This is a genomic window from Pseudomonas sp. B3G-3, assembly GCF_028640915.1.
Taxonomy (GTDB): Bacteria; Pseudomonadota; Gammaproteobacteria; order Pseudomonadales; family Pseudomonadaceae; genus Aquipseudomonas; species Aquipseudomonas chlororaphis_I.
The window spans coordinates 14143-37470 of the sequence record NZ_JAQZAB010000067.1 but is presented as its reverse complement, the minus strand read 5'-3'; the positions used below and the strand labels follow the sequence as shown (position 1 = coordinate 37470).

Sequence of the window (23328 nt, the reverse complement as noted above, 5' to 3'; positions counted from 1 at the left end):
GGGCGATTCCTGTGTGGGTTGTTTTTATTGGCAGGCAATCAAAGGATCAGAAAATCAACACGTAGGTCTTGCGCACGGTTTCCTGGATGTCCCAGGTCCCGGTGCTGTTGGCCGGCAACATCAGTGCATCGCCGGCTTCTATCAGCAGGGGTTCGCCGTTGTCCGGAGTGAAGGTGCAACGCCCCTGGATGAAATGGCAGAACTCCTGGGCAACGATCTGCCGCCGCCAGCGCCCGGGCGTGCACTCCCAGATGCCGGTTTCGACGCCGTCGTTGCGCTCGACGCAGGTCACCGAAGTCACGGCGACCGGGCTGCCCAGGGGCACGGCCACCGGAGTCGATTGCTCCAGGGTGGCGTGGGCGGTGTTCTTGAATTGAGTGATGCTCATGGCGCTACCTGTCGATGGAAAAACCGCTGTGGAAACTGCTGTAAAAAACCTGGCTCAATGCATCAACCCTTCCATGAAACCCGCCACCCGGCTGGCCAGCCGGCGGCGCCAGGGCGGCGTGGCCGGGTTGGCCAGGGTCTGGTCTTCATGGACGAAGCTGCGAATGATCGCGTTGTAGCCCAGCCAGCGGCACGGCTCCGGCTCCCAGGCGCGCAAGGCGTCGAGGCCGCCCTCGGGGATCACCCAGGGCTGGCGGGTCAGCTCGCTGTCGCGCTCGAGAATCAGCTCGGCCAGGGTCCGCCCGCCCAGGTTGCTGGCGCCCACGCCTTCGCCGCCGTAGCCGCCGGACAAGGCGATACCGTGCCGAGGGTCGCAGAGCATGTGCGGCCGGAAGTGCCGCGACATGCCCAGGTTGCCGCCCCAGGAATGGGTGATCCGCACGTTTTTCAGCTGCGGGAAAAGCTCGCTGAACAGGTAGCGCCGCAGCTCGACTTCGCTGCGGGTCAGGTCGAAGTCGTGGCGCAGCTTGCCGGCGAACTGGTAGCCGCCGCGGGCGCCGAACACCAGGCGGTTATCCGCGGTGCGCTGGCCGTAGGTGACCTGGCGGCTGCTTTCGCTGAACGCCTGGCCCTGGCTCAGGCCAATCTCGTCCCAGGTCGCGGCTGGCAAGGGCTCGGTGGCCACCAGCAGGCTTTGCACCGGCAGCTGGTAACGGCCCAGGGGCGGCAGGGTTACCGAATAGCCCTCCACCGCCGGCACTATCCAGCGGCAACGCACGCTGGCCGTGGCGGTTTGCAGGCTGCCGGACTGCCAGTGGCTGACCGGGCTGTTTTCGTAGATGGGCACGCCCAGGCGCTCCACGGCCCGCGCCAGGCCACGCACCAGCTTGGCCGGCTGGATGGTCGCGCAATGGGGCGCGTAGATGCCGCCGTAGGCCTTGGCCACGCGAATCTGCCGGGCCAGTTGCTCGGGGCTCAGCCAGCGGTAGTCGCGCTCGTCGAGGCCCTGGCGGTAGAGCTTGTCCAGGTAGCGGCGCTGGGTGATTTCCTGCTCGGGGTAACGCGCGGCGCAGTACAGCACCCCGCCCTTGCGGTAATCGCAGTCGATGCCTTCACGCTCGAGGACGCTGGCCACTTCATCGGGAATGCCGTGCAGCAGGTCGAAGGAGGCGCGGCGCTGCTGCGCGCTGAGCCCGGCCAGCAGCCGGTCCTCCCCCAGCAGGTTGCCCATCAGCCAGCCGCCGTTGCGCCCGGAGGCACCGAAGCCGGCGGTCTGCGCCTCGACGATGGCGATGTTCAGGGTCGGCGCCAGGCGCTTGAGGTAATAGGCGGTCCACAACCCGGTATAACCGGCGCCGATGATCGCCACGTCGACATCCAGGTCCTGCTCCAGCGACGGCCGGGCCAGCAGCGGCTCGTCGAGCTGATCCATCCATAAACTGATGTTGCGCCACGCTGGCATACACGCACTCCGCCACCCGAACTTCGAATGCGGCGATCCTAGTGCCTGGGCTCAGGGGCTGTCTTGCGCGCGTGCACGCAAAGAAATTTGCTTGGCATAAGCCTTGGGCGACAGGCCGGTGTGCTGGCGGAAACAGCTGTAGAACGCCGACAGCGAATTGAAGCCGGCGGCGAACGCCAACTCATCGATACGCACCGGCGGCGCGGCCTGGTCCAGCGCCGCCAGCAAATGCTGCAGGCGGGCCTGGTTCACATAGCGGTAGAAACTCTGCCCCAGCACCTGGTTGAGCAGGTAGGAGATCTGGTTGCGACTGTAGCCGCACTCCTTCGCCACCCGCTGCAGGTCCAGCTCCGGGTCGAGGTACGGCTGCTGGCGCTCGAAGTACTGCTGCAGGTCCTCGGCCATGAAACTCAGCTGGCGCGGCGACAGGCCCAGGCGACTGGCCGCCGGCCGCGCGCCGCCACCGGCCTTGCTCGGCGCCGCCTCGCGCACCAGGGAAGCGTATTCGTTGACGCGCCAGATCAAGCCGTCGCGCACGGTGATCGCCTCGCTGGCGCGAAACGACACCAGACCCTGTCCGCCGCGCAGGGTCACCTGGTATTGAATGAACGCGGTATTGCCGTCCAGGCGGATGCGGTCACTGTGCTCCAGGGCCTCGTCGGGCGCGCGCGGCATGCTGTTGCGCACGTATTCGCGCAACTCGTCCAGGCCCAGGGTGCGGTTCTGGAAAAAGTCGTTGTATTGGATTTCCGGGTGATACAGCGCCATGACGCCATCGAGGTCGCGGTGCTTCCAGCACAGGTGATAGCGCAGCACCGTCTCGCCGGTGGCCTGGGTTTGCGCCGGGCCATCATCAAGGGCAGACATTAAGGTACTCGGGGGACGGAAAGGCGCAGCTTGCCGAAGTTCGTCCAGCGCTTCAATGGCCAATGCATGGCCCCTGGATACTGGCGTTTTGCCTAAACCGCTAGCGGAAATGACCTGCATCAAAAAAGTGCAAGGCAATTGCCAAACGGCCTGAAAAAAAGCCGTTGAATGTCATATCCCGGTGCTATTTTTAAAAGCTCCACAGGTTGGTCCATTGACGGTCCTTCCATACCTACCGCGAGCACAAGGAAGCGCTCAATGAACAAGGTGGGCAATCCATGAATAGAGTCTCCGCCAGCAAAGTCACCTTTCCCAACGCCTGCCAGCTGATGCGCTGGCATTTTCACCCCATGGGCTTCGAGGCCAGCATGGATGCACCCGGCAGCATGATCGCCCGGCTCTTCGATCGTGCCAGCGGGGAGACCATGATCGCCATTGCCGGCATCCCCTGCGCCACCGTGATGAACGCCACCGATGTCGAACGAATAATCGAGGCGGTGGAAGACGAGTTGGAGGCCTTCATGCCGCCACTCGCCCTGAAAGCCTAGGGCCGCTCTCTTTTCTTGACCCGCCCCAGGTTGTCCTCAAGCCCGCCGTTGTGCGGGCTTTTTCATGCCCGCAGGTCGGCGAAGAACGGCTTGCCCTGGGGAATCCGGTCCGACGCCTTGGGCGCGTTGGCCGCCTGGGTGTCCGGGCTGTCCACATACCAGTAGCAATGTTTCACCGCCCGGGTGATGCCGACATAGGCCAGGCGCAGGGTCTCGTCCTTCTGCGCATTGTCGTAGGGCTCACTGTCGCCATCCTTGCCCAGCCCGGCCATGCGATAGACCTGGTTCTTGTAGGGCGAACTGGTCAGGTGCTGGCAGTCACCGAGCAGGAACACCGCATCCGCCTGCAAGCCCTTGGAGCTGTGGTAGGTCAGCTGTTTGAGGCGTCGCTCTTCCGCCGGCAACCTAGAATCAACATTAACTATTGGTAAAATATGCTCTTCTATCAATAACTTATCGCTACTTTTTCGAAACAGCATCAAGATTGAATCACCGTTGCGATAGTGCTCCGCCAGCCGCGCCGCCAGCCCCTGGTCGTCGCGGTCCAGCACATTCACCGGCAACACTTCCTTGGGTTCGCCGCTGGCCTTGGCCTTCTTCCCGGCAATCGCCGGCGCCGCGCGGACGATATGTTCCGCCGCGTCGATGATGTGCTGATGGCTGCGATAGTTCTCACTGAGCATCACCCGGCTGGTGGCCGGCGACGGGAATTCCTTGTTGAACTCCATGAAGTACTTCGGCGAACTGCCACGCCAGCCGTAGATCGACTGCCAGTCATCCCCCACGCAGAGCAACGAAGAGCGCTGCGCCCCGCGACCGACATGCATCGCCGGCCCGCGACTGCGGATCTCGCGCAGGCTGGCGCGAATCCACGAGACGATCTGCGGCGAGACGTCCTGGAATTCGTCGATCATCAGGTGCGACATCGGCCGCAGCCGCTCATCGCTGAGCAGCTTGAAGTTCTCCGGAGTGTTCTCGCCGAACAGCGAGAACATGCGGTTGTAGCTCATGATCGGCGGCGACTGGTCGAGCAGATGGTCGTCCAGCGCCCGCCAGAACAGGCTCAGGGCCTCGAAGAAGTAGCGATCCGGGTCGTCCTGGGGGAAAACCATCTGGCCCACGGCCACCGACACATCCAGCCCGAGGTTCTCGATAAACCCGGCCGCGGCGACAAAACAGTCCAGCAGCGGCGCCGAAGCCAGCTCGCCCTTGACCTTGTAATCGAAGCCCGGCCCGGCCGTGGCGTCGCCGGCCAGGGACGATAAAACCCGCTTTACTGAATCGTAACTATCCAGCCAAATCATAGGTTTACGACAGAAAGCTTGAAACAGGGTGCGCTTTACCGCCCACTCCGCACGTACCGAAAGCTTCGATCCGGGGCGACTCAGCTGCGGGTTTTCCCGAGGATCGAACCCCAGCACCACCCAGGCATCCAGCTCGGCGATGTAGCCATGGCAGTGGAATTGCGAGCCGTTGATCTCCACCATCTGCCGGTTCGGCTCGATGCCCTTGATCGGCCAGGCCCCGGCGCGAAACCACAGGTCTTCGAGAGTGTCGCACAGCTCTTCGTCGCGCTTGGCCGCCAGCTCGGTCACGGCCATGCGTTTTTGCACGTCCGGGTGATCGCGTTCCAGCTCCTTGAGCTGCAGGGCGTGGCGCAACAACGGCTTGATCGCCTCGCGGAAACGTCCGTCGCGCCGGTGCAAGGCGTGATAACAGGCATTCAGGTGCTTGCGCTGGGCGTCGTTGATCCGCAGGTCGAAGGGATTGCTGTCGACCTCCAGATCCCCCGCCACCGGGCGATCGCTGAGGTTCTCGAACGCCTGCAGGCGCTCGAAGCCCGGCAGGCTGCGGACCATCGGCAGGATGCGCGAGTGGAAGGTGCGCACCAGTTCCCGCGCCTCCTTGAGACCCAGGGGCCGGCCCCAGAGCGCGAACACCTCCATCAGCTTGTTGATGAAGTCCTTGCGCGACTCGCGGGTGAAGGTCACCACGGTCATCGAGTCGAGCTCGAAGCCCAGGTAATGATTGAGCAGCAGGATGCGCAGGACCAGGGAGGTCGACTTGCCCGCGCCAGCCCCGGCAATCACCGAGGTCGACGGGGTTTCGCTGAAGATCATCTTCCATTGCGCGCTGCTGGGCTGGGCATGGGCCGGCAGCAGGCGGCCAACGTCGGCCTTGATGCGTTTCTTCAGCTCGGCGCTCAGCGGCAGGCGCCAGTCGTCGAACAGATGATCGTCGACCCCGGGCGCCGGATGCTCGGTGGAGCGGCTGTCGCGAATCAGCAATACCTGACGGCCCTGCTCCAGGCCTTCGGCCTTGCCCTCCTGGTAACCGTACTCCACCCCGGCGGTGTGCCCGCTGCGAAAACCGTCCGCCTGGCCATGCAACCAGGACGCGCGATGCTGGGCGCGCAGGCGACTGAGGCCGTGACCGAAGAACCTGGCCGCCAAGCGCTTGAGCAGCGGCATTTCGGCCAGGGGCAAGAGTTCGGGAGGAAGATCGGGGGTGTGTTGCGGCACGCTGACTCCAGGGTGTGAGGCTGTGTGGGGCGGTATGGTCGCTTCATTCGTCGATGACTTCTAGTGAAATGCTTACAGGTCATTCACTTAAGCCATCAATTGAATGTTTGAAAGCAAAAGAAAGGCCACAAAATATATCTACTTATTAGATCGGATTACGGCATTTTTTGCGCTTTTTATCGATGTTTGGCTGATGGATGATGAGCGCCATCAACCCACCGGTCTCGTTCTGCGGCTCCACCAAGACGCCCCATGACGAACCCTGACAGGAGACGATCATGCTTGAACTCAGACCCTTCAAATCCCTGGGCGGCGCCCATCATGGCTGGTTGGATGCCCACCACCACTTTTCGTTCGCCGAGTACTACGACCCCAAACGCATGAACTGGGGCAACCTGCGCGTGTGGAACGACGACGTGATCGCCCCCGGCAGCGGTTTCCCGCAGCACCCGCACCGGGATATGGAGATCATCACCTACGTCCGTGAAGGCGCCATTACCCACCAGGACAACCTGGGCAACAAGGGCCGTACCGAGGCTGGCGACGTGCAGGTGATGAGCGCCGGCACCGGGATCGCCCACAGCGAATACAACCTGGAAGCCGGCGCAACCAAGATCTTCCAGATCTGGATCATCCCCAACGAGGCCGGCTCCGCGCCGTCCTGGGGCGCCAAGCCGTTCCCCAAAGGCCAGCGCGAGGGTTTCGTGACCCTGGCCAGCGGCAAGCAAGGCGATGACCAGAGCCTGCGGATCCGTGCCGATGCGCGGCTGGTGGCCGCCAACCTGAAGGCCGGCGAGTCTGCCGAGTACTCGCTGGACAACGGGCGCCGAGCCTACCTGGTACCGGCGACCGGGGTGATTGAAGTCAACGGCTTGCGCGCCGAAGCTCGAGACGGTGTCGCGGTCGAGGATGAACGCCTGCTGCGGGTCACCGCCATCGAGGACAGCGAAATCGTCCTGGTGGACCTGGCTTGAGACAGCGAAGAAACGGTCGGCTTCTGTAGGAGCGAAGCTTGCTCGCGATGGGCGGCAAAGCCGCCCTTTCCGTACTAGCTGAAGATCGTTGTCGCTCAAACGGCAGCCATCGCGGGCAAGCCTCGCTCCTACAAGACACAGCAGCAATAAAAAGGGGCGACCATCTGGTCGCCCCTTTTTTGTCCGGCTTACGGGTCTTATCGCGGATCAACCGCTGATCGCGCCGTCCACCAGGGTCTGCGCTTCCTGCACCAATTGCTTCAGGTGCTCGTCGCCAATAAAGCTCTCGGCGTAGATCTTGTAGATGTCTTCGGTGCCCGATGGACGCGCGGCGAACCAGCCGTTCTCGGTCATGACCTTGAGGCCGCCGATCGCCTGGTCGTTACCCGGCGCATGGCTGAGGATCTGCTGGATGCTTTCGCCGGCCAGCTGGGTCGAAGTCACCTGCTGCGGCGACAGCTTGCTCAGCAGCGCTTTCTGCTGCGGATTGGCCTTGGCATCGACGCGCACCGAGAACGGCTCGCCCAGGTCGTCACACAAGGCGCGGTAGGCCTGGTTCGGGTCGCGACCGGTGCGGGCGGTCATTTCCGCCGCCAGCAAGGCCGGGATCAGGCCATCCTTGTCGGTGCTCCAGACGCCGCCGTCCTTGCGCAGGAACGAAGCACCGGCGCTTTCTTCACCGCCAAAGCCCAGGGAGCCATCGAACAGGCCGTCGGCGAACCATTTGAAGCCCACCGGCACTTCGTACAGGCGACGGCCCAGGCGCGCGGCCACGCGGTCGATCAGGCCGCTGCTGACCACAGTCTTGCCCACGGCCGCGTCGGCGCGCCATTGCGGGCGGTTCTGGAACAGGTAGTCGATGGCCACCGCCAGGTAATTGTTCGGCGCCAGCAGGCCGCCAGTCGGGGTCACGATACCGTGGCGGTCGTGGTCCGGATCGCAGCCGAAAGCCACGTCGAAACGATTCTTCAGGCCGATCAGGCCCTGCATCGCATAGCCGGACGACGGGTCCATGCGGATCTGGCCATCCCAGTCGACGGACATGAAACGGAAAGTCGCATCGACTTCCTTGTTGACCACTTCCAGGTCGAGGCGATAGTGCTCGGCAATCGCCGACCAGTAGCGCACCCCTGCTCCGCCCAGCGGATCGACGCCCAGGCGCAGCTTGGCGTTGCGGATGGCATCCAGGTCGATAACGTTGATCAGGTCGGCGACATAGGTGTTGACGTAGTCATGACGATGGGTGGTGTCGGCTTTCAGCGCCTGCTCGTAGCTGATGCGCTTCACGCCGGCCAGCTTGTTGGCCAGCAGTTCGTTGGCCTTGGCTTCGATCCACTTGGTGATGTGGGTGTCGGCCGGGCCGCCGTTGGTAGGGTTGTACTTGTAGCCACCGCTTTGTGGCGGGTTGTGCGACGGGGTGATCACGATGCCGTCGGCCAGGCCGCTGGTGCGACCACGGTTGTAGCAGAGAATCGCGTGGGACACCGCCGGCGTCGGGGTGTACTCGTCGCCCGCGGCGATCATCACGGTCACGCCGTTGGCGGCCAGCACTTCCAGGGCGCTGGCGCCGGCCGGGGTGGACAGCGCGTGAGTGTCAATGCCGACAAACAGCGGGCCATCGATGCCCTGGGCCTGGCGATACAGGCAGATCGCCTGGCTGATGGCCAGGACGTGCCATTCGTTGAAACTCAGATCGAACGAGCTGCCACGATGCCCCGAGGTGCCGAAGGCGACCCGCTGGGTAGAGATGGCGGCATCGGGCTGGCCGGTGTAGTAGGCCGTTACCAGTCGCGGAAGATCGACCAGCAATTCTGTCGGTGCCGGTTTGCCCGCAAAAGGACTGAGTGTCATGCAAAACCTCGGGAAATGGATGGTTCGGTGAGTGCTGCGCAGTTTACTGGCAGTTTGACCGCAACGCGACGGGATCTATCCGTGGCGGCTCGCACAATAGGCAGCTATGGCCAGCTTGATACAGGCCATGGTCGGCAGCTGCGCGCGAGCCTCTCAGGATCGAGGCAGGAATAAAGAAGGGAGTGACCGCAAAGACAGAAACGCCAGAGTGCGCGATGGCGAACCCTGGCGTCAGGATCAGGCCGGTTCGACCTGCAGTGCGACCCGTTCGCGACAAGGACACTCGTCCATGTAGCGATGGGCTTCGACGAACTCGTTGAACGGGAAGACCCGGGTCTTCAGCGGCAGCAGCACACGGTCCGCCGTCAGCTGGTTGATGTCGCGCAAGGCGCGCTGCAAGGCCACCTGGTCCTGGATGATGCCCAGCTCGGGCTTGCCGGTGAAGTTGCCGATGCAGTGCACGAAGAACTGGATGTTCTTCTGGAACGCCGCGCAGGCCGGGAACGGTGTCTGGTTGCCGCCTTGCAGGCCATACAGCACCAGGCTGCCGCGCGGCGCCAGGACGTCGCCGAGCATCGACATCTGCGGACCGCCCAGGCCATCGAACACCACGTCGACGCCACGGTTGTCGGTGTATTTGTTGATCTGCATGAGCAGGTCCTGCTCTTCGGTGACGATGACTTTCTCGGCACCCAGGGACAGCAGGTACTCACGCTCTTCAGCGGTCTTGGTCGCGGCAATCACCCGCACCCCGAGCGCCTTGCCCAGCTGGACAAAGGACGGACCGGCGCAGTGGCTGGCATCGGTAACCAGGGCGAACTGCCCGGGCTTGACCCGCGCCAGGTCGACATAAGCGAAGTAGGCCACCAGCAGCGGCGTGTAATGCACCGCCGCTTCGATCGGGCTGAGCACATCGGGATAGCGGGTCAGCGCCGAGCGTGGCAGGACAATCAGTTCGCCATAGACCGGATAATCGTTCGGGCTTTCGGCCGGGAAGCTGGCCACCTTGTCGCCCACGGCCAGGTCGTCGACGCCTTCGCCGACCGCGGTCACCACGCCGGCCATCTCATGGCCAAGGCCGGAAGGCAGGCGGGCATGGGAGGACGCCAGGTTCTGGCGCCAGAGCACGTCGTACCAACTGATGCCGATCGCTTCGACACGCACCTGCACTTCGCCTGGCGCAGGCAGAGCGGCCGCATGCTCTTCGCACTTGAGCACCTCGGCCGGACCAAACTTGTGAAAACGGATCGTGCGGGACATCGCAAACCTCGTCAAAGTAACCTCTAATGCCCTGAACTCTATCTGGGCTTTCTGGCCAAGACCATCAGTGGCTATTAATAGTCGACATGCCTGTCATTGATTCCGCGGCACCTGCAACAACGATAAACAGCGTGCCAGAGCGCAGGGCTCCTTACAGGAAAAAACAATTAGCCGGTGCAGAGTAGCAGCCTTTCCCCGTAAGATTCATGCCGGCCATTGTTCTCATATGGTCGCTCTCGTCAAGTTTACTGACTCTGCCAGGACTCAAGATGAATCGTAATGACCTGCGTCGTGTCGACCTGAACCTGTTGATCGTGTTCGAAACATTAATGCATGAACGCAGTGTGACCCGGGCGGCGGAGAAACTCTTCCTCGGCCAGCCGGCCATCAGTGCGGCGCTGTCGCGCCTGCGCAGCCTGTTCGACGACCCGCTGTTCGTGCGCACCGGGCGCAGCATGGAGCCGTCGGCCCGGGCGGTGGAAATCTTCGCCCTGCTCTCGCCCGCCCTCGACTCGATCTCCACCGCGGTCAGCCGCGCCGCCGAATTCGACCCGGCGACCAGTACCGCGGTGTTCCGCATCGGCCTGTCCGACGACGTCGAATTCGCCCTGCTGCCGATGCTGCTCAAGCGCCTGCGCGCCGAAGCGCCGGGGATCGTGCTGGTGGTGCGCCGCGCCAACTACCTGCTGATGCCGGCCCTGCTGGCCTCCGGCGAAATATCCATTGGCGTCAGCTACACCCAGGACCTGCCGGCCAACGCCAAGCGCAAGGTGCTGCGTCGCAGCCTGCCCAAGCTGCTGCGGGCCGACAGCATGCCCGGCGCCCTGAGCCTCGACGACTTCTGCGCCCGCCCCCACGCCCTGGTGTCATTCGCCGGCGACCTCAGTGGCTTTATCGATGAAGAGCTGGAAAAACTCGGGCGCAAGCGTCACGTGGTGCTCGCGGTGCCGCAGTTCAACGGCCTGAGCACCCTGCTCACCGGCACCGACATCATCGCCACCGTGCCGGACTACACCGCCGAAGCCCTGACCGCCGCCGGCGGCGTGCGCGCCGAAGACCCGCCCCTGCCGGTACGCACCTTCGAACTGCACATGGCCTGGCGCGGCTCCCAGGACAACGACCCGGGCGAACGCTGGTTGCGCTCGCGGATTCAGATGTTTTTTGGCGACCCTGACAGCCTTTGATCCATAAACCGGATCCCCTGCCATAGACAAAAGGGGCCAGTCCTGACTGGCCGCTCGCGGGACTTTCCTGTTTCCGGGCTGACACCGAGCGTTGCAGCTATGCGCTTGTTCGACCCGCCCGATGCCATTGCCCACCACTGCCCCATACCGACGTCCTGGCCGCCAGGCCGCGACGCGCGGCCGGGTGGCGTCAGTCAGCCGGGGCCGGCGCCGGCAGGTGGGCTCAAGCTTGCGGATTGACCAGGAGTTGCGCAGCCCCGCGGCCCTGGGGCCGGGCGTCGTGGGTACAGGCGACGAAATCCTCCTTGCGCAGCACTACCAGGGCCAGCAGCGACGCGACTCCGGTCGCCACGTAGAAGTACCAGGGCGCGGTGATGTCGCCAGTGAGCTTGATCAGCCAGGTTGAAATCAGCGGTGCACTGCCGCCGAACACTGCCACCGGGATGTTGTAGGCCACGGCGATGCCGGTGGAGCGGATGCGGGTCGGCAGCAACTCGCTCATCAGGGCGTAGGTCGAGGACGCGTAGAGCCCGAACAGGATCGCCACGGCCATCAGCGGCCAGAACAGGGTGGCCGGGGTGGCGTTGGGCGCTGTCTTGAAGAACCAGTACATGGCCAGGGTCGCCAGGGTACCGATCACCATCAGGAACGGCTTGCGCCCGTAGCGATCGGTGAAGGCGCCACCGAAGGGCATGACCACCGCCGCCGAGAGGCTGGCGACGAAGACATAGAGCAAGGTGGTGCCGCTGTCGAACTTGAGGGTGTTGGACATGTAGGTCGAGGCGAAGGTCAGCACCAGGTAGAAGATCGAGCTGTGCAGGGTAATGATGAAGAACACCAGGGCGATCGAGCGCCTCCACTGCCAGACCTCGCGCAGCGGCGCCTTGGAGGTCTGCCCGGCCTCTACCAGGGCGAGGAACTCCGGGCTGTCTTCCAGCTTCAGGCGGATATACAGCGAGATGAAGCCCAGGGGACCGGCGAGCAGGAACGGGATCCGCCAGCCCCACTCCTGCATCAGCTCGGCGCCCAGGGCCCAGGTCATGCCATTGGCCACGGCGCCGCCCAGGAGCAGGCCGAGCACAGCGGTGACCATCAGCCAGCAGGTGGCGAAACCCCGGCGCCCGGGGCCGGCGTATTCGGAAATGAAGCTGGTGATGGTGCCGATCTCGCCCCCGGCGGAGAAACCCTGCACACAGCGGATCAGCACCAGGATCACCGGCGCAGCGATGCCGATGCTGGCGTAGGTCGGCAACAGGCCCAGCAGGCAGGTGGAGCCGGCCATCATCACCAGCACCGTGATCAGGGTCTTGCGTCGGCCGATCTTGTCGGCCAGGGGGCCGAAGAACAGGCCGCCCAGGGGCCGGATGAAGAAGCTCAGGGCAAAGGCCGCGAAGCTCGCCAGAAGGCTGCTGGTGGGATCGTCGGAGACGAAGAAGGCTTTGCCTATATACAAGGCCAGGAAGCCGTAGACGCCATAGTCGTACCACTCGATCAAGTGGCCGGAAGTGGCGCCGATGAAGGCTCGGCGCCGCTGGCGCTGGAAGTTGGAAGGTGACACATCCATGTCGGGGGACTCCTGTCGTCGTGTTATCCATGAAATGCAGCGCTTCAGAGGTTGTTCAAAGGCCCCGTGGGGTCCTGCAACCACTGGCGCAATCGGGTCTTGAGAATCTTGCCATAGCTGTTTTTCGGCAGCTCGGCGCAAAACAGGTACTTCTTCGGCTTCTTGAACGAGGCCATGCGCGCCAGGAACCACTGGTTGAGCGCCTGCGCATCGAGGCTGCCGGCCGTGCGCAGGACCACGAAGGCCACCACCGACTCGCCCCACAGGGCGTCGGCCTCCCCCACCACGCACACATCGAACACCTCGGGGTGCTGGATCAGCACTTCCTCGACTTCCCGCGGGTAGATGTTGCTGCCGCCGGAGATGATCACATCCTTGCTGCGATCGGTCAGGGTCAGGTAACCCCGCTCGTTCAGGAAACCGATATCGCCGGTGAGCAGCCAGCCGTCCACCAGGGCCTCCCGGGTGGCTTGCGGATTGCCCCAGTAGCCCTGCATCACCACAGCCCCACGCACGGCGATCACCCCAGGTTCGCCGGGGGCCAGGGGTTGGCCGGTAGCATCCACCACCCGCACCTCGACACAGGCGTGGGCGCGCCCTACCGAGGCGGCAATGGCCGGCCAGTCGGCATGCCCGCGGTCGGCAATCGCCTCCCGCGACAGGGCGCTGATGGTCATCGGGCATTCGCCCTGGCCGTAGATCTGCACCAGGCGCGGGCCGAAGGTATCCAGGGCCTGGGCGAGGTCCGCCAGGTACATCGGGGCCCCACCGTAGACGATGGTCTTGATGCCTTCGCCGCAATAGCCCTGCTGCCGGGCCTGCTCCACCATGCGCTTGACCATGGTCGGCGCGGCAAACAGGCTGACCTGGCCCAGCGCCTGCGCCAGCTCGAACAACTCCGCCGCCTGGAACCCCCGGGACGCCGGCACCACGTGCCGGGCGCCACAGCGCACATGGATGAAGTTGTAGAGGCCGGCGCCGTGGGACATCGGCGCGGCATAGACCACGGCGTCATCAGCGGCCACCGGATCCACGTCCAGCGGATAGCACAAGGACATGGCGATCAGATTGCCATGGGACAGCATCACACCCTTGGGGCGCCCGGTGGTGCCGGAGGTGTAGAACAGCCAGGCCAGGTCGGTGTCCTCCCGCAGGTGCGGCTCCACCAGCTCATCGCCCGGCGCCCGGCCTTGCATGGCCAGCCCGGGCGCGGCCAGTTCGCGGCAGCCGGTCGGCAGGGTCGCAGCGTCGAAGCTTCGGCCCTCATCGGTGTAGATCAGCCGGGCCCCGGCATTGCCGGCAATCCAGGCGGCTTCCTGGGTGTGCAGCTTGCTGTTGATCGGAACCGCCACCGCCCCGCTCCACCAGATGGCATACAACAGTTCGAGATAAGCGCAGCTGTTCTGCATCAGCAGCGCCACCCGGTCACCAGGCACAATGCCGTACGCGTGGCGCAGTTGCAGCGCGCGGGCCCGGGCCTGCGCGGCAAACGCCTGGTAGTCGGCGACCTGGCGGCGCCCCTCGAACAGAGCCGGCCGCCGAGGCCAGCGCTTGGCCGCATCGCGCAGCCAATGGGCGATGTTCATCCTCAGACCTTGACCGCTTGCAGGACGCTGGCGTAGTTGGCCACCGCCATGCCGCCCATGTTGAACAGCAAGCCGAACTCGGCACCGGGCACGCCCAGGCCGATGGGTTTGCCGATCAGTTGGGCAAAGCCCAGGGCATGCATCGATACCCCGGTGGCGCCCACCGGATGCCCCTTGGCCTTGAGCCCGCCGGACAGGTTCACCGGCAGGCGTCCGCCCTGGCGCACGGTGCCGTCGTCGAGGGCCCGGTGCCCCTCGCCCCTGGGCGCCAGGCCCATGGCTTCGTAGATCAGCAGTTCGGCGATGGTGAAGCAGTCGTGTACCTCGGCGAAACTCAGGTCGCCGAGGGTCACGCCCGCCTGGCGCAAGGCCCCGTGGATCGCCCGTTTCGGCCCCTCGAAGGCCAGCACGTCGCGGCGCGACAAAGGCAGGAAGTCGTTCACCTGGGTCATGGCGCGGATCGCCACCTGGCGTCGCATCGAACGGGCGCGCTGCGGCGAGGCCAGGATGATCGCTGCCGCACCGTCACTGATCAGCGAGCAGTCGGTCAGGCGCAGTGGCGGTGCGATCAGCGGGTTGCCCTGGGAAACGTTGTTGCAGTGTTCAAAGTCCATCACGCGGTGCATCTGCGCCAGGGGGTTGGCCATGGCATTGGCGTGGTTCTTCACCGCGATCATGGCCATCGAAGCCATTGGGCTGTGGTAACGATCGGCGTACTGCTGCGCCACCTGGCCAAACAGTTGGGCGAAGCTCAGGCCGGCCTCCTGGAGAGCGTTCTGGTAGCCGGCGCCGGCCAGGGCGCGGGTGACTTCGACGGTGCTGTTGCCGGTCATTTTCTCCGCGCCGACCACCAGCACCAGCTCGGCGGCGCCGCTGCGGATCGCGTGGATCCCGGCCTGGATCGCCGCCGAACCGGAGGCGCAGGCATTCTCGCAGCGAGTGGCGGGCTTGAAGCGCAGTTGCGGGTCGGCCTGGAGCATCAGCGAGGCGGGGAAACCGTCCGCTACCAGGCCGGAGTTGAAGTGCCCGAGAAACAGCGCGTCGATTTGTCCAGCGTCGATCTCAGCGTCTGCCAGGGCCTCGCGGGTAACCTGGACGATCAGGTCCTCGAGGTTCAAGCCGTCCAGGCGACCGAAAGGGCTATGGGCGGCAGCGACGATGGATACGGAATCGTGAGTCATGGTGATTTTCTTCTGTCCTTGAAGCGGGTATTCCATACAATGATTCAGCACCCGAATCACACGCTAGTTGGGGCAACTACGTACGGCAGTAAGTAGTACGTATCCCCCCCAAAAAAGGGACGCGCCGATAAACCCGAGGCAGGATGCCTGATGACCGTATACGCCCAGCAATTCCAGGACCTCGAGCGCCTGGCCTTCCAGGTTTCCCCCGCACCGCAGATGATCACCGGGCATCGCCGGATGCTCGACTGCAACCAGGCCTTCGTTCGCCTGTTCGGCTATGAACGCGAACAGTTGCAGGGCCACCTGACCCTGCTGTTGTACCCCTCCCAGGCCGACTACCAGAGCATCGGCGAACGCAGCGAGCACTGGCTGCGCAACGGACCCGGCGCCTTCTACTCCGACGAGCGCTTCATGCAGCATCGCAACGGCGAGGTGTTCTGGGCCCGCGCCCACGGTTTTTCCCTGACGGCCGAGGATCCCTTCAAGCTGATGGTCTGGCATTTCGAGCGCCTGGACCGCCAGCCGGCGCCGATGATCCAGTTGACCCCGCGCGAGCGGGAAATCTCGCTGCATATCGTCAATGGCCTGACCTGCAAGGAAGTGGCGCGCAAGCTGGGCATTTCCCACCGCACCGTGGAAGTCCACCGCGCCCGGCTGATGAAGAAGCTTCAGGCCAAGAACAGTGCAGAGCTGGTGTCGAAGATCATCTTCATCAGTTGAGCGCCCAGGCAAGCCTGTCGCCGGCACTGATGCGCAGCAGCTGCAATGACCCGGTAGCCGGGTCCTCCACGCTGCCGTCCTCTGCCAGGACCTGGTGGACGGCACCCATCTTGAAAGCCAAAAAAAATCCGATGCCGGAAGGCATCGGATTTTCATTGCTTGCCCTCATCGATCAGTCAACAGGCTTGACTGTTGGAGCACCAGGCACGTCTGCCGGATGTTTCCTTGACCGAGTACTAGCGGGCGGTCTGCGGGAGGGGCTCATCCTGCGTTGACGGGGACTGCTTGCCACCGCTGATCAACGGCCCGTAGCGCCGGCTGAATTCCTGGTTGTAGGGCACGTGGTCCTTGTTGAACCCGTTGTCCCAGTTGACCGACCAGGTCATCAGGCCCTTGATCGACAGCCCTTTGGCATGGAGGCGTTTGAACGCATTGGAAACGGCCGTCGGGTTGACCACGTACCCGGTGGCAGCGGCATCGACGTTGGCGGGCAGGCCAATGACGAATTTGTCAGGCGCAATCCGGGTGAAACCGCGAGTACCACTCACCAGGCTTTCGGTCAGGTAATAGAGGAAGTCCTCTTTCATGGCCTCGTTGTTCTGGGCGATCCAGGCCCCCTTGCCGTTGTTGGCCTCCTGAACCCAGAGGCCATCGCCGCCCTGGTTGTAGAACTGCGGCGCGATGAAGTCGTAGTAGCCCTCCAGCGCCTTGAGGTAGTCGACGTATCGACCGGCAGCGGTCAGGTAGGGGAACTCCGGCGCCATGCTGATGATGAAATGCTTGCCCTCGGCAGCATAGTGATCCTTGACCAGCTTCAGCGCGGCAGGCAGGACGGTCTTGTTGCCGGCAGCGTCAATCGCGCTCTGTTCAAGATCGATGTCCAGCCCGTCAAAGCCGTAGGTTTCCACCAGACGGATGATTTCATTGGCCAGGGGCTGTTCGTGGCCCGGGTTCAATGCGATATGAGCGTCAGCCCCCCCCCAGGGACATCAGCACCGCCCTGCCCTGGCTGTTCAGCACGCCCACCTGGCGACGAAACTCGGCGTCGGACAGGTTGTACGGCTTGAACGTCGGAATACCGCTGCCTTTCATGAACGCCACGACCACCACGTTGTAGTCGCGGGGCACATCCTCCAGGTTCATATTGGCAAACTGCCCGCGCTGGTAGCCGTCCGAGGGGCCGGCCGGCCAGTTGTGCCAGTAGCCCATGAGGATTTTCTTGCCATCCAGGCTCGGCATCCGCGACGCGGCATCGTCCTGCGTCGTTTTCAGTTGGGTAAAGTCAATCTGTGACATGTTCTAATCCTTCAGAACGTTTGAATGATCCGCAGACTTATTTGAAGTCGACGTCGAAGGCCTGATAGAAGGCGTTGCCGGTATTGGCCACGATCCACATCAGGACAATCACGTGACGGCCCTTTTTGTTGGCCGGCAGCTTCACCTGGTGATCGACCTTGGCCTTCAATTCGCCGGCATGGCTGTAGTAAGGCACCTGCGGATAGAAGTCCTCGGCGAAAGGTTGGGCCTCCAGTTGGGCGCGGGTGATGCGCTGTTTCGGGTCCCAGCCGTCCTTGGTGATCAGCCAGCGATAGCCACGGGTGGTATGCGGCGCGGTGTACTGCCAGGTCACCTTGAAGATCTGGCCGGGGTCGACGTTGAGCAGCGGCCAGGTGAAGGCGCGGTTGAGCTTCTTGCTCATCTCCGCATCGGTGAAGTTGACGCAGTCCCGGGCATCGGCCTTGCCACCGCTGAGGATGAAGCCATCGGCCGGCGGCGCGACGCTTGGGTTGTCCGAGTCGAACGGTGCAGGGAACGGACCGGCGGCCAGGGCCGGGAAGTTCTTGCCGCCTTCCATCTCATTGACCTGCCAGCCGCCCAGCAGGCCCAGGTCGATGGCGACTGCGCCACGGGAGGCTGGGGAGGTGACGCGACCATGGCGAAGCGGTGATTGGGTTTGTGGTTGGTTCATGTTTATTACTCCATTGATTTAAGAAACTCTCCCTTTCCAAAGGAGAGGTCTGCAAATTAACCGAGCTGGAATTTCTGTCCACGCGCCCATTTTTCGTTCTGCATCACGCTGGTAGAGGAATCGCCCGAAAATACTGGATATATAACCAGTACCCCCAGATTTCTCCTACCCAACTTGAAGTAAAAGTCCTACATGTCCAGGCGGCACCTGGAAGCTGTACCTCTACCCGCAAGCCTTTGCGGCACTGCGCGCCTACCCAGCGAAAATATGCCCACTACCGAGCAAAATCCGCTGCAGTGCCAGCCCGCGGAGCGGGTATCGTGGGAGCCAAACAATCAGCCAGAGGTGCACTGTGGCGTCCTATTCCTTGCGTCAATTGAAGTATTTCGTCACCACCGTCGACTGTGGCAGCGTCGCCGAGGCGTCGCGCAAGCTGTATATCGCCCAGCCGTCGATTTCCACGGCGGTCAAGGGCCTGGAAGACAGCTTCGGCGTGCAGTTGCTGATCCGTCATCACGCCCAGGGCGTGTCCCTGACGCCCGGCGGCGCGCGTTTCTACCGCAAGGCCCAGGAACTGCTGCGCATGGCCCATGAGTTCGAGCAGAACGCCCTGGCCGACAACGACGTGGTGAGCGGGCAGATCGATATCGGGTGCTTCGAGACCGTCGCCCCGCTCTACCTGCCACGGCTGATCGCCGGTTTTCGCGAACGCTTTCCGGGGGTGGAGATCCGCCTGCAGGACGGCGAGCAGCAGGAACTGGTGCAGGGTTTGACCGGCGGGCGCTTCGACCTGGCGATCTTCTACGAGCACGACCTGGACAGCACCATCGAGACCGAGGCGCTGATGGCGCCGCAACGGCCTTATGCCCTGGTGCCGGCCGGGCACCGTTTTGCCGGGCAGGCCCAGGTGTCACTGCGCGACCTGGTGCTGGAGCCGATGATCCTGCTGGATGTGCAGCCCAGCCGCACCTACTTCGTGAGCATCTTCGAGGAGCTGCAACTGACGCCGAATATCGTCTTCGGCTCGCCGTCGATCGAGATGGTGCGCGGCATGGTCGGCCAGGGGTTCGGCTTTGCCTTGCTGGTGACCAGGCCCCATGGCAACAGCACCTATGACGGCCAGGAAGTGGTCTGTGTGGAGATTGCCGAGGATGTCACCGGTTCGGCGCTGGTGGCCGGCTGGCTGAAACGGGCGCAGCTGACCAAGCCTGCGCAGTTGTTCGTCGATTACTGCAAGGAACAGTTCAAGGCCTGGCTGGCCTGAAATAGCCAGCTTGCGGGAGCGGATTTACCCGCTCTCGCAAGCCCGGCGATGCCGCAATTTCAGCGCGCCGCCCAGGCATTGAAGCGCTGCTCCAGTTCCTCGCCATGGTCCACCCAGAACTCCGCGTCCACGGCCCGCGCCCCGGCCAGGTTGGCTGCAGCGGTGGGCAGTTGCTGTTGCACCGCCGCCGGCAGCAGCGCCAGCGCGTCACGGTGCACCGGCCCGTAGGGGATCTCCTCGGAGAACACCTTCTGGGTCTGCGGCTGGCTGGCGAAGGCGATGAAGTCTTCGGCCAATGCCTTGTTCGGCGTGCCCTTGACCACCGCCCAGTACTCCGGGTCGTACAGGCTCTGCGGCCAGACGATGCTCAGTTTCATGCCTTCCTTCTGCGCCGAGGCGATCCGGCCGTTGTAGGCCGCGCTCATCACCACATCGCCGGCGATCAGCCATTGCGGCGGCTGCGCGCCCGCCTCCCACCACTGGATATTGCCCTTGATCTGGTCGAGCTTGGCGAACGCCCGGGTCACGCCCTCGGGAGTGCCCAGCACCTTGTACAGCTGCTCCGGCTTGACCCCGTCGGCGAGCAAGGCGATTTCCAGGGTGTACTTGGCGCCCTTGCGCAAGCCGCGCTTGCCGGGGAAGTCGGCAACATTCCAGAAATCCGCCCAGGAGGTCGGGGCCTTGGCCAGCTTGTCCTGGTCGTAGGCCATGACCATCGACCAGACATAGGTGGCCACCCCGCATTCGCTCAGGGTCCCCGGCACGAACTGCGCCGGATCGCCGAAGCGCGCCGGGTCGAGGCGTTCGAACAGGCCTTCGTCACAGCCACGCAACAGCTCCGGGCTTTCGACTTCGACCACGTCCCAACTGGTATGGCCGACATCGACCATGGCCTTGATTTTCGACAGCTCCCCGTTGTATTCGCCGGCGACCACGCGTCCTGCGCCGCTGGCGGTGAAAGGTTGGAAGTAGGCCTTGTCCTGGGCCTGCTTGGTGGCACCGCCAAAGGAGATGACGGTGAGGCTCTGCGGTGCGGCCGCAACAGCGCTGCACAACAGGGCCAGGGCAAAGGGAACACAGCAACGCAAGGATCTGGACATGTAGCGGTTCCTCTAACAGGCCGACGCGCCCGCGCGCGCCGGCCGCTTTTGGGCCTACAGACGACCGTATTCGCGGGCGGTCCTGTCTACGGCGGTACGGGTCTTGTCGACCAGTTCATCGATGTCGGCGTGGCTGGCCACCAGGGCCGGGGCCATGATCATCCGGCCCAGGGTCGAGCGGATGATCAGGCCCTCTTCGAAGCCGATGGTGCGGCAACGCCAGGCCATGTCGTTCTCGTTGGCGAAACGCTTGCGGCTGGCCTTGTCTTCGGCGAACTGCAAGGCCGCCACCAGCCCGGCGCCCTGCACCTCGCCAATCAACGGGTGGTGGTCGAAGACTTCGCGCAGGCAGCGCTGCAGGTAAGGCCCGGTGTCCTGCTTGACCCGGCTGACAATGCCTTCGTCGCGCAGAGCCTTGAGGTTGGCGATGGCCACCGCCGCCGCCACCGGGTGGCCGGAATAGGTCAGGCCGTGGGCGAACACCCCGCCCTGCTCCACCAGCACCTCAGCCATGCGCCTGGAGAGGATCAGCCCGCCCATGGGGATGTAGCCGCTGGTCAGGCCCTTGGCGATCGACAGGGTGTCGGGCTCGAAACCGAAATGCTGGTGGGCGAACCACTCGCCGGTGCGGCCGAAACCGCCGATCACTTCATCGGCGCACAGCAGCACATCGTACTGGCGGCAGATGCGCTGGATCTCCGGCCAGTAGCTTTCTGGCGGGAAGATCATGCCGCCGGCGCCCTGGAAGGGTTCGGCGACGAAGGCCGCGACATTCTCGGCGCCCAGTTCGAGGATCTTCTCTTCCAGCTGCCGCGCGGCACGCAGGCCGAACTCGACCGGGGTCAGGTCGCCTTCGTGGGCGAACCAGTACGGCTCGTCGATGTGCGCCACGTCCGGGATCACCCCGCCCATGTCGTGCATGAACTTCATCCCGCCCAGCGCCGTGGCGCCGAGGGTCGAGCCGTGGTAGCCGTTCCAGCGGCCGATCATGATCTTCTTCTGCGGCTTGCCGAGGATCTGCCAGTAGCGACGCACGGTGCGGATCAGCACCTCGTTGGCCTCGGAGCCGGAGTTGGTGTAGATCGCGTGGCTGTAGTGCGCAGGCAGCAGGCTGAACAGCAGCTCCGACAGCTCGACCACCGCCGGGTGGGTGGTGTGGAAGAACATGTTGTAGTACGGCAACTGTTCGAGCTGCTGGCTGGCGGCGGCGGCCAGGTCCTTGCGGCCGTAGCCGAGGTTGGTGCACCACAGGCCCGACATGCCGTCCAGGTAGCGCTTGCCGTCGTTGTCCCAGAGCGCCAGGCCCTCACCCCGCACGATCACCCGCGGCCCTTCGGCGTTCAGCGCCTTCTGGTCGAGGAACGCATGAATGTGGTGCGCGGCATCCGCGGCCTGGTAGTCGCCGGTGCTGCGGACGGGTTTCACTTGAACGGTCATTGCGAGTCTCCTTGCGGTTTTTTATCGAGGCTGCCGAGCACGCTGGCCAGCGGCTCCGGCTTGAACAGTGGCTTGCCCATCACGCCCTTGATCCACAGCACGGCGATGATCGAGACGATCAGCAGCACCAGGCCTGCGTAGGCAAAAATCGAAAAGGTCATCTCCGGGCTGGGCGACACGTTGCAGATCGCAAACAGCATGCCGGCGATACCGAACAGCTGCGGCAAGGGGTAGAACGGCGTGCGGAACGGCCGCGCCACCTGCGGGTAGCGGCGGCGCAGGGCGATGACGTTGACGTGGGTGATGATGTAGGCCAGCAACCAGGCCAGGGCCGCCGAGAGCAGCAGTTGGTTGATCGCGTCGGCATGGTCGTGCATCAGCAGCAACGGCAGGCCGGTGACCGCGGCAATGAACAGCACCGCGACCCAGGGCGCGCCGGTGCGCTTGCCCTGGCGCTTGAACACGCCGAAGGCCTGGCCGTTACGGGCCATGCCGAACAGCATGCGCGGGATCGCCGCCAGCGAACTGTTGAGGGTGCTGCAAGTGGCGGTGATCGCCGCGGTCACCAGGAACACTTTGCCCGCCTCGCCGAACACCGTGGTGGCGAACAGGTAATGCGGCAGGCCGTTGCTGGCCAGTTCCGCCTGGGGCACGGTGAGCAAGGCGCCCAGGGCGTACAGGCTGATGATCACGAAGATGATGGTCAGGCCGAGCATCATCGAGCCCGGGATATTGCGCTCCGGGCGCCGGGTTTCTTCCACCAGCGGGCAGACGAACTCGGCGCCGACGAAACCCCAGACCGCCATCGCCGTCAGGGCGATCACCCCCAGGCCCATGGGGTTCCAGTGGGCGCTGTCGAACAGCGTCGGGTTGGGCGTGACGATGTCGCTGTTCATCGCGCTCAGGCCCATCACCAGCAACACCACGGTCATCACCACCGCCAGCACCGTCTGCAGGCGGGCGAAGATGTCGATGTTGAACAGGTTGAGCACGGTGAACAGCGCCAGTACCGCCAGGGCCACGGTCAGCGGCGGCATGGAGTGCGGGTAGACCTTGTCGATGATGAATTCCATCAGCAACAGCTCGGCCGACAGGGCGAACATCGCCACCACCACGTAGCCGGAAAAGGTCGCCAGGATCGCCGGGAACTGGCCGATGGCGACTTCGGTGTAGGTGCTCAGGCTGCCGGCGCGGGGGATCATCAGCGCCAGCTCGGAGAACGAACAGGCGTAGCTCAGGGCCAGCAGGTAGGCCAGGCCCAGGGGCACGATAAAGCCCAGGCCGGCGATGCCGACGCCTTGCAGCATCAGCACCATCACGCCTTGTGAGACCACCAGGCCGATGGCCACCGCCAACAGCGCGGTAAGGCCGAGTTTCTTGCGACTCGCGGGCGGCGCCAGAACGCCGGTTTGCACGCTTGCATTGCTGTTCATCGGTTGCTCCGTCTTG

The 23328-nt window shown here is 64.0% G+C and carries 19 protein-coding genes and 1 pseudogene; 5 read left to right on the top strand and 15 right to left on the bottom strand.

From position 1 onward, the window contains the following. Positions 1-46 precede the first annotated feature (46 nt). From PVZ80_RS06495 to PVZ80_RS06485, 3 genes are read right to left on the bottom strand one after another with little or no spacing between them, the layout of a single operon-like run. Positions 47-388 (bottom strand): cupin domain-containing protein, encoded by a 342-nt coding sequence (locus PVZ80_RS06495; RefSeq protein WP_096374420.1) that lies wholly within the window; start codon positions 386-388, stop codon positions 47-49. A gap of 54 nt (positions 389-442) precedes the next feature. Continuing rightward, on the bottom strand, positions 443-1849 hold the full coding sequence (locus tag PVZ80_RS06490; RefSeq protein WP_273863552.1) for an NAD(P)/FAD-dependent oxidoreductase: 1407 nt from the start codon (positions 1847-1849) through the stop codon (positions 443-445). Positions 1850-1900: 51 nt separating this feature from the next. Then, a complete protein-coding gene (locus PVZ80_RS06485; RefSeq protein WP_009049237.1) occupies positions 1901-2716 on the bottom strand; it encodes a helix-turn-helix domain-containing protein in 816 nt (271 codons plus the stop codon). Positions 2717-2994: 278 nt separating this feature from the next. On the opposite strand from PVZ80_RS06485, the gene PVZ80_RS06480 reads away from it, so the two are divergent. Then, positions 2995-3264, top strand: coding sequence for a DUF1652 domain-containing protein (locus tag PVZ80_RS06480; protein ID WP_007924808.1), 270 nt, complete (start codon positions 2995-2997; stop codon positions 3262-3264). 62 nt (positions 3265-3326) lie between these two features. On the opposite strand, the gene PVZ80_RS06475 is transcribed toward PVZ80_RS06480, so the two are convergent. After that, positions 3327-5786 carry a UvrD-helicase domain-containing protein gene (locus PVZ80_RS06475; RefSeq protein WP_273863551.1) on the bottom strand — a complete coding sequence of 820 codons (2460 nt, stop codon included), beginning with the start codon at positions 5784-5786 and terminating at the stop codon, positions 3327-3329. Between the two features lie 278 nt (positions 5787-6064). Between PVZ80_RS06475 and PVZ80_RS06470 the strand changes: the two genes are divergently transcribed. After that, positions 6065-6760 carry a pirin family protein gene (locus tag PVZ80_RS06470; RefSeq protein WP_009049239.1) on the top strand — a complete coding sequence of 232 codons (696 nt, stop codon included), beginning with the start codon at positions 6065-6067 and terminating at the stop codon, positions 6758-6760. A gap of 207 nt (positions 6761-6967) precedes the next feature. On the opposite strand, the gene pgm is transcribed toward PVZ80_RS06470, so the two are convergent. Both pgm and PVZ80_RS06460 read right to left on the bottom strand, forming a co-directional pair. Continuing rightward, positions 6968-8611, bottom strand: a complete 1644-nt coding sequence (pgm, locus tag PVZ80_RS06465; RefSeq protein WP_273863550.1) for a phosphoglucomutase (alpha-D-glucose-1,6-bisphosphate-dependent) — start codon at positions 8609-8611, stop codon at positions 6968-6970. 237 nt (positions 8612-8848) lie between these two features. Then, positions 8849-9871 (bottom strand): zinc-dependent alcohol dehydrogenase family protein, encoded by a 1023-nt coding sequence (locus PVZ80_RS06460; protein ID WP_009049241.1) that lies wholly within the window; start codon positions 9869-9871, stop codon positions 8849-8851. Between the two features lie 269 nt (positions 9872-10140). Between PVZ80_RS06460 and PVZ80_RS06455 the strand changes: the two genes are divergently transcribed. After that, the gene (locus tag PVZ80_RS06455) at positions 10141-11055 is read left to right on the top strand and encodes a LysR family transcriptional regulator (RefSeq protein WP_273829383.1); all 915 of its coding nucleotides are present in this window, start codon (positions 10141-10143) and stop codon (positions 11053-11055) included. A 223-nt stretch (positions 11056-11278) separates the two neighbouring features. Here the strand turns inward: PVZ80_RS06455 and PVZ80_RS06450 are convergent, their stop codons facing one another. Genes PVZ80_RS06450 through PVZ80_RS06440 form a run of 3 tightly spaced genes read right to left on the bottom strand, consistent with a single transcriptional unit; the run spans position 11279 to position 15386 of the window. Further along, positions 11279-12619, bottom strand: coding sequence for an MFS transporter (locus tag PVZ80_RS06450; RefSeq protein ID WP_101282596.1), 1341 nt, complete (start codon positions 12617-12619; stop codon positions 11279-11281). 44 nt (positions 12620-12663) lie between these two features. Beyond that, complete coding sequence (locus PVZ80_RS06445) at positions 12664-14205, bottom strand: class I adenylate-forming enzyme family protein (RefSeq protein WP_273863549.1); 1542 nt, start codon at positions 14203-14205, stop codon at positions 12664-12666. 2 nt (positions 14206-14207) lie between these two features. Continuing rightward, positions 14208-15386: an acetyl-CoA acetyltransferase gene (locus PVZ80_RS06440; RefSeq protein ID WP_028682599.1), complete on the bottom strand. Its 1179-nt coding sequence runs from the start codon at positions 15384-15386 to the stop codon at positions 14208-14210. Between the two features lie 150 nt (positions 15387-15536). On the opposite strand from PVZ80_RS06440, the gene PVZ80_RS06435 reads away from it, so the two are divergent. Continuing rightward, positions 15537-16109, top strand: coding sequence for a LuxR C-terminal-related transcriptional regulator (locus PVZ80_RS06435; protein WP_038632737.1), 573 nt, complete (start codon positions 15537-15539; stop codon positions 16107-16109). Here PVZ80_RS06435 and PVZ80_RS06430 read toward each other — a convergent pair. From PVZ80_RS06430 to PVZ80_RS06420, 3 genes and pseudogenes are all read right to left on the bottom strand, one after another. Further along, the gene (locus PVZ80_RS06430; protein ID WP_158250317.1) at positions 16102-16254 is read right to left on the bottom strand and encodes a hypothetical protein; all 153 of its coding nucleotides are present in this window, start codon (positions 16252-16254) and stop codon (positions 16102-16104) included. The genes PVZ80_RS06435 and PVZ80_RS06430 overlap by 8 nt on opposite strands. 91 nt (positions 16255-16345) lie before the next feature. Further along, positions 16346-17405: pseudogene (locus tag PVZ80_RS06425) on the bottom strand (chitinase). 37 nt (positions 17406-17442) lie between these two features. Further along, a complete protein-coding gene (locus tag PVZ80_RS06420; protein ID WP_038632739.1) occupies positions 17443-18078 on the bottom strand; it encodes a lytic polysaccharide monooxygenase auxiliary activity family 9 protein in 636 nt (211 codons plus the stop codon). Positions 18079-18430: 352 nt separating this feature from the next. Between PVZ80_RS06420 and PVZ80_RS06415 the strand changes: the two genes are divergently transcribed. Beyond that, on the top strand, positions 18431-19342 hold the full coding sequence (locus tag PVZ80_RS06415) for a LysR substrate-binding domain-containing protein (protein ID WP_028682595.1): 912 nt from the start codon (positions 18431-18433) through the stop codon (positions 19340-19342). 59 nt (positions 19343-19401) lie between these two features. On the opposite strand, the gene PVZ80_RS06410 is transcribed toward PVZ80_RS06415, so the two are convergent. From PVZ80_RS06410 to PVZ80_RS06400, 3 genes are read right to left on the bottom strand one after another with little or no spacing between them, the layout of a single operon-like run. After that, on the bottom strand, positions 19402-20442 hold the full coding sequence (locus PVZ80_RS06410) for an ABC transporter substrate-binding protein (RefSeq protein WP_273863548.1): 1041 nt from the start codon (positions 20440-20442) through the stop codon (positions 19402-19404). A gap of 54 nt (positions 20443-20496) precedes the next feature. Beyond that, a complete protein-coding gene (locus PVZ80_RS06405; RefSeq protein ID WP_053269179.1) occupies positions 20497-21879 on the bottom strand; it encodes an aspartate aminotransferase family protein in 1383 nt (460 codons plus the stop codon). Beyond that, positions 21876-23312, bottom strand: a complete 1437-nt coding sequence (locus tag PVZ80_RS06400) for an APC family permease (RefSeq protein ID WP_273863547.1) — start codon at positions 23310-23312, stop codon at positions 21876-21878. The genes PVZ80_RS06405 and PVZ80_RS06400 overlap by 4 nt, the downstream gene beginning before the upstream one ends. Positions 23313-23328: the final 16 nt, after the last annotated feature.

What these genes read in the sequence shown, in the direction of transcription:
- PVZ80_RS06450 (WP_101282596.1), bottom strand. Translation starts at nt 12,619, where the DNA reads ATGGATGTGTCACCTTCCAACTTCCAGCGCCAGCGGCGCCGAGCCTTC.
- PVZ80_RS06405 (WP_053269179.1), bottom strand. Translation starts at nt 21,879, where the DNA reads ATGACCGTTCAAGTGAAACCCGTCCGCAGCACCGGCGACTACCAGGCC.
- PVZ80_RS06445 (WP_273863549.1), bottom strand. Translation starts at nt 14,205, where the DNA reads ATGAACATCGCCCATTGGCTGCGCGATGCGGCCAAGCGCTGGCCTCGG.
- PVZ80_RS06455 (WP_273829383.1), top strand. Translation starts at nt 10,141, where the DNA reads ATGAATCGTAATGACCTGCGTCGTGTCGACCTGAACCTGTTGATCGTG.
- PVZ80_RS06430 (WP_158250317.1), bottom strand. Translation starts at nt 16,254, where the DNA reads ATGCCTTCCGGCATCGGATTTTTTTTGGCTTTCAAGATGGGTGCCGTC.
- pgm (WP_273863550.1), bottom strand. Translation starts at nt 8,611, where the DNA reads ATGACACTCAGTCCTTTTGCGGGCAAACCGGCACCGACAGAATTGCTG.
- PVZ80_RS06490 (WP_273863552.1), bottom strand. Translation starts at nt 1,849, where the DNA reads ATGCCAGCGTGGCGCAACATCAGTTTATGGATGGATCAGCTCGACGAG.
- PVZ80_RS06410 (WP_273863548.1), bottom strand. Translation starts at nt 20,442, where the DNA reads ATGTCCAGATCCTTGCGTTGCTGTGTTCCCTTTGCCCTGGCCCTGTTG.
- PVZ80_RS06435 (WP_038632737.1), top strand. Translation starts at nt 15,537, where the DNA reads ATGACCGTATACGCCCAGCAATTCCAGGACCTCGAGCGCCTGGCCTTC.
- PVZ80_RS06495 (WP_096374420.1), bottom strand. Translation starts at nt 388, where the DNA reads ATGAGCATCACTCAATTCAAGAACACCGCCCACGCCACCCTGGAGCAA.
- PVZ80_RS06440 (WP_028682599.1), bottom strand. Translation starts at nt 15,386, where the DNA reads ATGACTCACGATTCCGTATCCATCGTCGCTGCCGCCCATAGCCCTTTC.
- PVZ80_RS06480 (WP_007924808.1), top strand. Translation starts at nt 2,995, where the DNA reads ATGAATAGAGTCTCCGCCAGCAAAGTCACCTTTCCCAACGCCTGCCAG.
- PVZ80_RS06420 (WP_038632739.1), bottom strand. Translation starts at nt 18,078, where the DNA reads ATGAACCAACCACAAACCCAATCACCGCTTCGCCATGGTCGCGTCACC.
- PVZ80_RS06470 (WP_009049239.1), top strand. Translation starts at nt 6,065, where the DNA reads ATGCTTGAACTCAGACCCTTCAAATCCCTGGGCGGCGCCCATCATGGC.
- PVZ80_RS06485 (WP_009049237.1), bottom strand. Translation starts at nt 2,716, where the DNA reads ATGTCTGCCCTTGATGATGGCCCGGCGCAAACCCAGGCCACCGGCGAG.
- PVZ80_RS06460 (WP_009049241.1), bottom strand. Translation starts at nt 9,871, where the DNA reads ATGTCCCGCACGATCCGTTTTCACAAGTTTGGTCCGGCCGAGGTGCTC.
- PVZ80_RS06400 (WP_273863547.1), bottom strand. Translation starts at nt 23,312, where the DNA reads ATGAACAGCAATGCAAGCGTGCAAACCGGCGTTCTGGCGCCGCCCGCG.